The sequence below is a fragment of the Riemerella columbina DSM 16469 genome (assembly GCF_000374405.1).
Classification (GTDB): Bacteria; Bacteroidota; Bacteroidia; order Flavobacteriales; family Weeksellaceae; genus Riemerella; species Riemerella columbina.
In genome coordinates this window covers 14,047-25,210 of record NZ_KB894273.1, presented here as the reverse complement: position 1 = coordinate 25,210, position 11,164 = coordinate 14,047, and the positions used below count along the sequence as shown (strand labels likewise).

Annotated in this window: 11 protein-coding genes; 9 read left to right on the top strand and 2 right to left on the bottom strand. The window is 36.6% G+C overall.

What is annotated here, in order from left to right; all coding sequences use genetic code 11:
* Positions 1-46: 46 nt before the first annotated feature.
* Both pepE and C237_RS0110500 read right to left on the bottom strand, forming a co-directional pair.
* Positions 47-742 carry a dipeptidase PepE gene (gene pepE / locus C237_RS0110505; protein WP_018676446.1) on the bottom strand — a complete coding sequence of 232 codons (696 nt, stop codon included), beginning with the start codon at positions 740-742 and terminating at the stop codon, positions 47-49.
* Between the two features lie 195 nt (positions 743-937).
* Positions 938-1,717: an SPFH domain-containing protein gene (locus tag C237_RS0110500; protein ID WP_018676445.1), complete on the bottom strand. Its 780-nt coding sequence runs from the start codon at positions 1,715-1,717 to the stop codon at positions 938-940.
* Between the two features lie 128 nt (positions 1,718-1,845).
* On the opposite strand from C237_RS0110500, the gene recF reads away from it, so the two are divergent.
* The 9 genes from recF (at position 1,846) to C237_RS0110455 (ending at position 11,138) form a co-directional block, all read left to right on the top strand.
* The gene (gene recF / locus C237_RS0110495; protein ID WP_026315641.1) at positions 1,846-2,958 is read left to right on the top strand and encodes a DNA replication/repair protein RecF; all 1,113 of its coding nucleotides are present in this window, start codon (positions 1,846-1,848) and stop codon (positions 2,956-2,958) included.
* A gap of 31 nt (positions 2,959-2,989) precedes the next feature.
* Positions 2,990-4,339 carry a DEAD/DEAH box helicase gene (locus tag C237_RS0110490; protein ID WP_018676443.1) on the top strand — a complete coding sequence of 450 codons (1,350 nt, stop codon included), beginning with the start codon at positions 2,990-2,992 and terminating at the stop codon, positions 4,337-4,339.
* Between the two features lie 45 nt (positions 4,340-4,384).
* On the top strand, positions 4,385-4,930 hold the full coding sequence (locus C237_RS0110485; RefSeq protein WP_018676442.1) for a DUF1599 domain-containing protein: 546 nt from the start codon (positions 4,385-4,387) through the stop codon (positions 4,928-4,930).
* Complete coding sequence (locus C237_RS0110480; protein ID WP_018676441.1) at positions 4,923-5,996, top strand: BT_3928 family protein; 1,074 nt, start codon at positions 4,923-4,925, stop codon at positions 5,994-5,996. The genes C237_RS0110485 and C237_RS0110480 overlap by 8 nt, the downstream gene beginning before the upstream one ends.
* 29 nt (positions 5,997-6,025) lie before the next feature.
* On the top strand, positions 6,026-6,376 hold the full coding sequence (locus C237_RS0110475; RefSeq protein ID WP_026315640.1) for a hypothetical protein: 351 nt from the start codon (positions 6,026-6,028) through the stop codon (positions 6,374-6,376).
* A 10-nt stretch (positions 6,377-6,386) separates the two neighbouring features.
* The gene (gene tpiA / locus C237_RS0110470) at positions 6,387-7,145 is read left to right on the top strand and encodes a triose-phosphate isomerase (protein WP_018676439.1); all 759 of its coding nucleotides are present in this window, start codon (positions 6,387-6,389) and stop codon (positions 7,143-7,145) included.
* A 168-nt stretch (positions 7,146-7,313) separates the two neighbouring features.
* Entirely contained in the window at positions 7,314-8,552 is a 1,239-nt protein-coding gene (gene purD / locus C237_RS0110465) for a phosphoribosylamine--glycine ligase (protein WP_018676438.1), read from the top strand.
* Positions 8,553-8,655: 103 nt separating this feature from the next.
* Positions 8,656-10,185, top strand: a complete 1,530-nt coding sequence (gene guaA / locus C237_RS0110460) for a glutamine-hydrolyzing GMP synthase (RefSeq protein WP_018676436.1) — start codon at positions 8,656-8,658, stop codon at positions 10,183-10,185.
* A 26-nt stretch (positions 10,186-10,211) separates the two neighbouring features.
* On the top strand, positions 10,212-11,138 hold the full coding sequence (locus C237_RS0110455) for a mechanosensitive ion channel family protein (RefSeq protein ID WP_018676435.1): 927 nt from the start codon (positions 10,212-10,214) through the stop codon (positions 11,136-11,138).
* Positions 11,139-11,164: the final 26 nt, after the last annotated feature.

The following is an 11,164-nucleotide window of genomic DNA, read 5'->3' as shown; positions in this document are numbered from 1 at the left end:
TGAAACTACCTTTAATGAACTTATCACTCAAAACTCATCACTTAAATTAACTTAGACTTGTGCCAATTTCTATTTCGTAAGGGGCTTTACCTTGTTCAAAAATTCTAGTGGTGTGTGGACCTTCTACGGTAATTTGATTTCCAATTTTTCTTATCCAGTTGCCTTCTCTCAATCCTACCACTTTGATGTCGTTTTGAGAAAGAAACTCTTTAATTCTGGTGTCCCTAGTTTCGCCATTATGTTTAGAATTTGGAATAGGGTCTAGATAATGTGGGTTAATGTTAAAAGGAACTAGTCCCATACATTTAAAGCTTGGTGTAAAGACGATAGGCATATCGTTGGTAGTTTTCATATTAATTCCGCCTATATTACTCCCTGCACTAGTTCCTAAATAAGGTTTTCCTTTTTCCACTTCGGTTTTTAGCACTTCCATAAGGTGTTGTTCGTGCAAGGTTTTAACCAATAAAAAAGTATTGCCACCACCCGTAAAATAAGCCTTTGCTGATTGTATAGCTTCTTTTGGGTCGCTAAATTCGTGGATGCCTTTAATCTTAATCCCTAATTGCTGAAAAAATTCTGCCGCTTTTTGTGTATATTCATCGTAAGTTAAGCCTTGTGGACGAGCATAGGGTATAAATAATACTTCGCCTATACCTTGATAAAGTTGGGATAATTCTTCTTTTAAATAATCTAAATATTCGCCACCGTATAGGGTGGAGGTGGATGCTAATAAAATGTTCATCTGTATTTAATCTTTAAGTTTTAAATTAATATCGTCTAAAAAATCTTTTGTAAGGGAATATCGCCAAGACTATAACATGTAATGCTAAAGAAATAAAACATAAAATAGGACGGTACTGAAATAATTCTCTATGGACATATAATAGCAATAAGTTCGCCATTATAAACAAAATGATTTTTAAAATTCTAGATTGCATTATTGTAAGATTACTGGGGTTTTACCATCGGTAATGATGACTTTGTTATTTGTATTTCTAATGGCTTCTATCCATTTTTCTTGTAATATCTTTGCATCTAACCCTTGTGCTCGAACACGGTTGGCTTCGGCATCTATTTTGGCTTTTTCAAGGTTCATTCTAGACACTTGCAATTCGTTTTTTACTTGCTCCGCTTGCTGTATCGCAATATTTCTTTGCTCAATAGCAGTTGCCATACTCTGTGGGGGTTTTAGCCCAGAAGTAAGGTTGTTGAGTTGGAAAAATTTCTTTTCAAAATCTTTTCTTAACCTTGTTTCTACTTGTCTTTCAAAAGCGTTGAGGTTATTCATTAAACTATCGGTAGTATAGTTTCGGGCTTCTTCTCGGTAGGCATTAATCACGAGTTTATTTAGGATGGCATCTTCTACATTGTCCATCATCACTTGAGGATTGTTAATGCCCAGATGCTTATAATTAAATACAATGTCCACCCCTTTGCTTCTTATAGCTTGGTATTGATAAGAAGGGTCTACCGAAAATACACCAGCATCTTTAGCATTAATGGTGACCTCCTTTGGGTCGCCACTGGTTTCGAACATAGGGACTTGATATAAAATAACACCTGGCGCCAGTGTCCATTGTCTACCCGTTACGGTATGAAAGTCCTCCTTACCGTTTCTACCATAGTTTTCCATCAATACCCCTTCGTAATTGGGTTCTACACGAGAGCAACTGGCTAAAGCAACACTGATTAAGCCCAATAGTACATATTTCTTCATTGGATATAAATTAAATTTTTTTTAAAAATGTAAATTTACTAAAATTAGACGAATTGTAGGGTGTAATAATGGCGTCTTTATTTTTATTTTCAATTTTATTGAAGTATTTTTGGGGCTTAGATTCTTTTATGAAAGTACATCAACTCCATATCACTCAATTTAAAAATCATACGCAACGGCATTTTGAACTGTCACCAGAGATTAATGCATTTGTAGGCAATAATGGTGCGGGTAAAACCAATATCCTTGATGCTTTGCATTACCTCTCGGTGGGAAAAAGTTTTTTGAATAATTCTGACCTTAATAATATTCAAAACGGTGCGGATTTTTTTACCATAGAAGCTCAAGTAGAAGACGGCGAAAAAACAACGGTACTAAAGGTGATTCAAAGTACAGAAACTAAGAAAATTATCAAAAAAAATGATAAAACTTATCCGCGTTTGGCAGACCATATAGGGTTTTTGCCTTCGGTGATGATTTCGCCCTATGATGCCAATTTAATTTCTGATTCTGGTGAAAGCCGTCGCCGATTTTTAGATGCGATGATTGCTCAGGTAGATGCCCATTATCTTTACAGTTTGATACAATATCAAAAAGCTATAAAACAGCGAAATGCTTTGTTGAAATCTTTTGCTAAAAATCGCTATTTCGACCAAGATTCATTGGATATTTATACTGAGCCGTTGCAACAACACGCTACGGTGGTGTACGAAACCCGCCAACAGTTTATTCAGCAATTGGAACCCATATTTAAAACCTTCTATCAAATGATTTCTGGAGGTAAAGAGCAGGTGGCGATAGAATATGAAACCGATTTAGCAACTCAATCTATGTCGGAATTGCTGCAATCTCATTTGGATAAAGACCGTGCTTTAACCTACACTTCCAAAGGGGTTCATAAAGACGATATCCTTTTCAAAATGAATGGTGAACTGATTAAGAAATTTGGTTCGCAAGGGCAGCAAAAATCTTTTCTCGTGGCATTGAAACTGGCTCAAATTAATAGAATAAAAGAACTGACGGGCAAAACTCCACTTTTGCTGTTAGATGATATTTTTGACAAATTGGACGACCACCGCGTGGCACAGTTAATCCAACTGGTGAATAGGGAAAACTTTGGGCAAATCTTCATTACCGATACCCACCGTGAGCGTACCGAGCAAATTTTAAAAACGACCGAAGCAGACTTCAAAGTATTTGAAATTGAAGAATCTGCTCATATAGAGCCTTTCAATAAATAATTAACTACCTTTGCATACTAAACCATTAATCATGACTCATACTTTTGCAGATTTTGAACTTCCAGAGAAACTTTTAGATGCCTTGGCAGATTTAGAATTATTTGAACCTACGCCGATTCAGGAAAAAAGTTTTAGTCCTATCATGTCGGGAAGAGATGTGATGGGAATTGCACAGACGGGAACGGGGAAAACTTTAGCCTATCTATTGCCCGTGCTTAAAACTTGGAAGTATAATAAATCTGGAAATCCTACGGTGCTGATTTTAGTGCCTACAAGAGAATTGGTAGTGCAAGTAGCAAAGATTTTAGAAGATTTGTGTCAACATTTAACCACTCGAATTATTGGCGTTTATGGGGGTAAAAACATCAATACCCAGAAACTATTGTTTAATGATGGCTGTGATATTTTGGTGGGAACACCGGGGCGTGTGATGGACTTGGCGATAGACAATGCGATTTCTCTTAAAGAAGTACAAAAACTAATTATTGATGAGTTTGATGAAATGCTCAACCTTGGTTTTCGTCCTCAATTGACGCATATTTTTGAAATGATGAAACTCAAAAGGCAAAATATTTTGTTTTCTGCGACGATGACGGATGCCGTAGATGAAATGCTTTACGAGTATTTTGCTAGCCCCGTAGAGGTTTCTTTAGCAAAGTCGGGGACACCATTAGAAAAAATAGAGCAGTCGGGCTATAAAGTTAAAAATTTCAATACAAAAATCAACTTGCTAAAATATCTCTTGGAACAAAATGATGATTTGTCTAAGATATTGATTTTCTGTAATAATAAAAAACACGCCGATTATCTTTTTACCAAAATTGATGAATATTTCCCAGAAGCTTTCGAGGTCATTCACTCCAATAAATCCCAAAATTACCGTCTGCGAGCCATGCGAAAGTTTGAGGAAGAAAATTTGCGAGGGCTTATCACGACCGATGTTATGGCAAGAGGGTTGGACATTTCTGATATTACCCATGTGGTGAATTTTGAAGTGCCAGAAGTGCCAGAGCAGTACATCCATAGAATTGGTAGAACGGGTAGAGCAGATAAGGATGGTAAAGCCATTACTTTCATTACAGAAAAGGAAGAACCACTATTTTTGGATATAGAAATTCTAATGCAAAAAGAAGTAGATCTAATGCCGATGCCAGAAGCGGTAAAAATTAATCCTCAAAAAATAGCTTCCGAAAAAGAAGCGGTGAAGATGAAAAATCCAGTCATGGTAAAACTAAACGATGGCGGTGGAGCGTTCCATGAGAAAAAAGCAAAAAACAAAAAAGAAAATTGGGGTGGACCAAGCAAAAGAAAACCACCGAAAAAAGTAGGAGCGAACCGAGCGCAACAAAAAGCGAAATCTAAAGCCAGAAGAAAAAAGTAATTTCTAAAAAATCCTTATATTTGAAACTCTATTTATAAAGTTATGATGTCCAAAACTTCCGAGCAATTTGATACGGTGGTACAGCAATGCCAAGACCTATTTGAGAAAAAACTTCAAGACTATGGAGCGGCGTGGCGTGTGTTAAGACCGAGTTCGATTACCGACCAAATCTTCATTAAAGTAAGCCGAATCAGAACTTTGCAAACCACTACCGAAAGAATGGTTAATGAAAGTGAAGAGGAAGAATTTATGGCGATTGTAAATTATGCTATTATAGGACTAATCCAATTGAATGAAGGATTTTCAGAATCTTTTGATGAGGACAAAGAGGCGATTATGCAACGGTATCAACATTACAGAGCCGAAGCTAAAGCTTTGATGCAAAGGAAAAATCATGACTACGGCGAAGCATGGCGCAATATGAGAGTCTCATCGATTACCGATTTGATTTTTCAAAAAGTATTACGGACTAAACAAATAGAGGATAATCAAGGGAAAACATTGGTGTCCGAAGGGCTAGATGCCAATTATTACGATATGCTAAACTATGCGGTATTTTGCTTAATTAAAATTCATGAAGCTAATGTTTAAGCGAGTGTTAAGATTTATTGTAGGATTAATTTTTATAATATCGGGCTTTGTAAAAGCAGTAGATGTTAAGGGATTTTCTTTTAAGTTAGAAGAATACTTTTCACCACAAGTATTCAATATTTCATTTTTGGAAGATTGGGCGCTCCCCCTAGCTATGGTTGTAGTGGTTTTGGAGTTGGTGCTAGGCTTACTATTGTTATTGAATATTCAATTAAAAAAAGTTTTGTGGGCATTAATTGCATTATGTGTATTTTTTGCTTTTCTCACTTTTTATTCTGCGTATTATAATGTAGTTACCGATTGCGGTTGCTTTGGAGATGCAATAAAATTTACGCCGTGGCAGAGTTTTTGGAAAGATATGGTACTTTTAGGATTCTTAGTGTGGCTTTACTTTTTATATAAAAATCAACCACAAGTTAAAGTTCAAAATTACAGATATTCATTTTTAGCGGTGGGAGTAGTGGTTTCTCTATGGATTATATTTCACGGGTTGAAGCATGAACCCATCATTGATTTTAGAGATTATAAAATAGGCACCGACCTCAATGCAGAAAGAAAAAAAATAGAAGCATCGCCTTCGGAATATACCACTTTTTATACGTTAAAACACGCTAAAACTTCGGAAGTCATTAAGGTAAGTCAGGATGATTACATCAATAAAAACTATTGGAAAGACGAGTTATGGGAACTTCAAGAAGACCAAACCACTTCGGAACTTACCAAGCAAGGTTACGCTTCGGAAATTGCCAAACTAAGAATTGAAGATATAAATGGCAATGACATTACCGATAGTCTTTTGCAGGCACCTAAAACGGTATTGATATTTTCCTATCAGCCAGATAAAGCCGATGCTAAGGGCTTACTAAATTTAGAAAAAAAGATAGTCTCAGCTAAAAAGATAACGGTTTACGGAGTTTCCACAAAGGCAGATACTTATAAAATAGTACCTAATGCCCTAATGGACGGCACTGCCATTAAAACCATAGCCCGAAGCAATCCGTTTGTATTGGTATTGGAAAAGGGCGTAATCGTAGATAAAAAATCAGGGACGGATGTTCTAGATTAATATAACATTAAAATTATAAAAAATAAACCATGCACAAATCTAATAAATCTATAGCGGGTTACCATTTGCTGATGATACTTTCAGCGGTAGATTACGAATTTCAGCCAGAAGAGGGCTTAGTAATTCAGAAGTATTTAAAAGACGAATTTCCATTCAGAATTAATTTGGATAATGAATTGGAAGTGATTTCTACCTTGCAGCCAGAGGCTTGGAAAGACCATTTTGAGTTTCATGCCCATTGCTTTTTAGACGATTCTACAGAGGCGGAAAGAAAAAAGTTTTTGCGTTTTGCAAAGTCATTAATTAAAGCCGACCAAGAGGTCACTGAACGCGAACATCAGTTTTATGTACTATTAAAAACCATTTGGAAATTTAATTAAACTTAATATCATGAGAAAAAATATTGTAGCGGGCAACTGGAAAATGAATAAAAACTTTGAAGATGCCCAGTCTTTAATGAACGAGCTTAAGGACTATACGCAAAATCATCAACCCAACTGCGAAGTAATGATTGCACCACCTGCCCTCTATCTTACTACGGCAAAATCTATTTTGGATAAAACGAAAGTAGGCGTATTTGCACAAGAGGTTTCAGAGCACCAGAGCGGTGCCTATACGGGGGAACTTTCGGTAGAGATGCTTAAATCTATAAATGTCGATGGGAGTTTGGTAGCGCATTCTGAGCGTAGAGAATACTTTGGGGAAACAGACAGCCACGCCAATAGAAAAATTAAAAATCTTCTAGACCAAGGATTGACGCCTATCTACTGCAACGGGGAAAAATTAGAAGATAGAAAAACGGGGAAATATTTAGAAGTCATAAAAAATCAAACCGAGGTGGCATTATTTACCCTATCGGCAGAGGAAATAAAGAAAGTGGTTATCGCTTATGAGCCAGTTTGGGCGATTGGAACGGGGGAAACAGCGACTGCTGAACAAGCACAAGAGGTACACGCCTACATCAGAAAAATGATAGCCGATAAATACGGCGATGAGGTAGCCCAAGAGATTTCTATTTTGTATGGTGGTTCTGTAAAGCCTAACAATGCTAAAGAAATTTTTTCCCAGCCCGATGTAGACGGTGGTTTAATCGGTGGTGCGGCACTTAAAATTGAAGATTTTTCAAAAATTATCGAAGCATTTGCTTAATGAAATACTAAGGTCGCTCCAGTGGGGGCGACCTTTTTTTATATCTTGAAATGAAGGTTTATAATGGGCTATACTTTAGTTTAAAAACTTTAGGTAAAAACATTTCGAGATTAGAATCAAATTTGTATTTTTGCACCACAATCATTTATTAGTTTAAATAATCAGAGAATGAGAATATTAGTCGTAGGGAATGGCGGTAGAGAGTCAGCCTTAGCCTTAAAATTAAAAGAAGATAAACGCATTACCGAAATGTATTTTGCTAAAGGGAATGCCACCACACAGAACATTGGTAAAACTTGCCATGAAACGGATATCATCTCGTTAAGAGATTTTGCTATCAAACATAAAATTGATTTAACCATTGTAGGTCCAGAAGCTCCGTTGGTAGATGGTCTAGTAGATGAGTTTAAAAAACACGATTTAAGAGTGTTTGGACCAGAAAAGAAAACGGCAGTTCTAGAGGGAAGTAAGGCTTTTTCTAAAAAGTTTATGCAAAACCATGGCATCAAAACGGCTAAAGCTAAAGTCTTTGATTCTTACGAAGAAGCGAAATCTTATTTGCAAACCAAATCTTATCCATTGGTAGTGAAAGCCAGCGGTCTAGCAGGTGGAAAAGGGGTGATGATTTGCGATGATAAAGAAGAAGCCGAAGCAGTAATCTATGATTTTATGATTAGAAAAATCTATGGCGATGCTGGTATCCGCGTGATTATTGAAGAGTATTTAAAAGGATTTGAAGCTTCTATTATAGCATTTTCTAATGGTAAGGAATTGTTCCCATGTTTACCAGTAAAAGATTATAAAAAAGTAGGTACAGGCGACAAAGGTGCCAATACAGGCGGTATGGGTGCCGTAGCGCCAAGTCCAGAGTTTACCGAAGAACATATGGAAGACTTTAGAAAAAATATTCTAAAACCAACGATGGCAGGGCTTAAAGAAGAAGATTTAGAGTTTAAAGGCTTTATTTTCTTTGGGTTAATGGTGACTGCTGATGGTTGCTACTGTCTAGAATACAATATGAGATTAGGCGACCCAGAAACTCAGGTGATTATGCCATTGTTAGAAAACAACCTTTACGATTTAATAGAAGATTGTTTAGAAGGCAAACCGATAGAGCTTAAATTTAAAGATGAAAAAGCCGTATGCCTAGTGATGTGTTCTGGTGGCTATCCAAGAAATATTGAAACGGGCTTTGAAATCCGAGGTTTAGACAAAGTTTCACATAGCGAAGTACTATTCGCTGGAGCAACTAAGCAAGGCGAAAGAGTCGTTACGAACGGTGGGCGTGTGCTCAACTTAGTGGCGACTGCACCAACTTACAAAGAAGCAAGAGATAAGGTGTATTCCGATGCACTACCTGTAAAATTTGACTATGCATTCTATCGTGAAGACATTGCTAAATTTTAACATATAAAATCAATTTTATCTTTGAGATTTAAAATTTTTATGGGCTTCGGGTCTTTAAAGATTTTAAATCTCAAATTTTTAATAGACATCACAAAAATTCATTATGGAAAACGGAATTATTATTTTAGACTTTGGCTCTCAATACAACCAATTAATTGGGCGTCGTATTCGTGAAATGGAAGTCTACGCCGAAATTTTACCTTACAACACGCCCATCGATACATTATTGGCTAAAAAACCTAAAGGTATCATTTTGTCTGGAGGACCGAGTTCTGTTAATGCCGCCGATGCGCATTTAGTAGAGAAAGCCTTATTTGAACAACATATTCCGATACTGGGTATTTGCTATGGTATGCAGTTGACGACTCATTTGCTAGGTGGAAAAGTAAAAAAAGGCGTAAAAGGGGAATACGGTAAAGCAGAATTACATATCGAAAAAACTTCGGCATTATTTAATGGGGTAAACCAGCAGTCTACGGTGTGGATGAGCCATTTTGACGAGGTAGAAACACCACCAGAAGGTTTTGATATTAATGCTAAAACAGGAGTGATTTCTGCAATTTCTAATGAAGATAAAGGCATTTATTGCGTTCAGTTTCACCCAGAAGTTTCTCATACTGAGGAAGGGGCTAAGATGCTTCAAAATTTTGTGTTTGATATTTGCCACGCCGAAAAGAATTGGAAATTAACCAATTATATCGATAAAACCATCGCCGATATCCGTGCTAAAGTAGGCAACCAAAAAGTTATTTTAGGTTTATCGGGCGGGGTAGATTCTTCTGTGGCAGCAGTGCTGATCCATAAAGCCATAGGTGACCAATTGACTTGTATTTTTGTAGATACGGGGCTTCTAAGAAAAGATGAAGCTAAAAAGGTGATGAAAAACTATGGGGAGCATTTTCATCTTAACATTAAATTGATTGACGCGTCCGAACGATTTTTATCTAAATTAGAGGGCATTTCTGACCCAGAACAAAAGCGAAAAATCATCGGTAATGAATTTGTAGCGGTTTTTGATGAAGAATCTCATAAAATTGAAGGGGCTAAGTTTTTAGCTCAAGGAACCATTTATCCTGATGTTATTGAATCTCAATCGGTTAATGGACCTTCTGCGGTGATTAAATCTCACCATAATGTAGGCGGGCTACCTGAAGATATGGAGTTTGAATTGCTAGAGCCATTAAGAGAATTGTTTAAAGATGAAGTAAGAAAAGTAGGCGAGGAGCTAGGTATTCCACATCATTTAGTATATCGCCATCCATTCCCAGGTCCAGGTTTGGGTATTAGGGTTTTAGGTGCGGTAGATGCAGAAAAAGTGAGAATTCTTCAAAAAGCAGACGATATTTTTATAGAAGAGCTTTATAGCAACAACCTTTACGAAAAGGTGTCTCAAGCGTTTGTGGTACTATTACCTGTAAAATCGGTTGGAGTAATGGGCGATGAAAGAACTTATGAATATACGGCTGTGGTGCGTTCTGCCAATACTATTGATTTTATGACGGCAACTTTCAGTAGATTTCCTTGGGAGTTTTTAGAAAAAGTATCTAATAGAATCATCAACGAAGTAAAAGGTATCAATCGTGTGGCTTACGATATTTCGAGCAAACCACCAGCGACGATTGAGTGGGAATAAATTAATTTTAATAAAAAAATAAAAGTATGTTTTTACAAACCTCAAAAAACCATTTTGCGGTAGGTATAGATAGTGCTTGGGACAAGGCTTATGATAAATTAGAATCTTGGCAACGGGCAATTTATTCTAACATTCCTAATGTTATTGTTGCCATTGTTATCTTTATCATCTGTTTGTTTCTCTCCCGTTTTATCAATAAACTAACTAAAAAACTTCTGATTAGAACCAGTTTACAAGATTCTGCTAAAAATGTAGTGGCAAAATCCGTCGCTGGCCTAGTCATTACGATAGGGATTTTCTTAGTCTTAATGGTGTTAAACCTTAACGGAATCTTAAAGACCATTCTTGCTGGTGCAGGGGTGATGGGTTTGGCCGTTGGTTTAGCCTTACAAGGTACTTTGTCCAATACGTTTTCTGGAATTGTATTATCTTTAGTTAAAGATGTGAAAATTGGCGACTGGATTTCATCTAATAACTATTCTGGTGAAGTGATTGATATCGACTTTAGAATGACTACGATAAAAGATGTGGATAATAACATTGTGCTGATTCCTAATAAGTTGGTGCTAGAAAAACCGATTAAAAATTCGTCTATTACTTTTCAAAGAAAACTAATTTTGAATTGTGGGGTAGGATACAAGTCGGACTTGGAACTGGTAAAACAATTAACGATTGATACAGTAAAGGCTACTGTAGAGGATTTAGTGGAAGATGCGGATATCGTGTTTATGTATAAAGAATTTGCGGATAGTGCTATTGATTTTGAAGTTCGATGTATGATTAATACCAACTCTGGATTACAAGTGGCACTACAAAAAAGCAATTTGATGGTGGCGCTTAAAAAAACTTTTGATGCCCACGGCATTAATATTCCATTTCCAATCAGAACTTTACAAATGGAACAGATGCCTCAAAATTCTCAGACTCCTCAGAATCCATCATCATTTAGTTAAGGTTAAAAGCCTGTCGTTATTGGCAT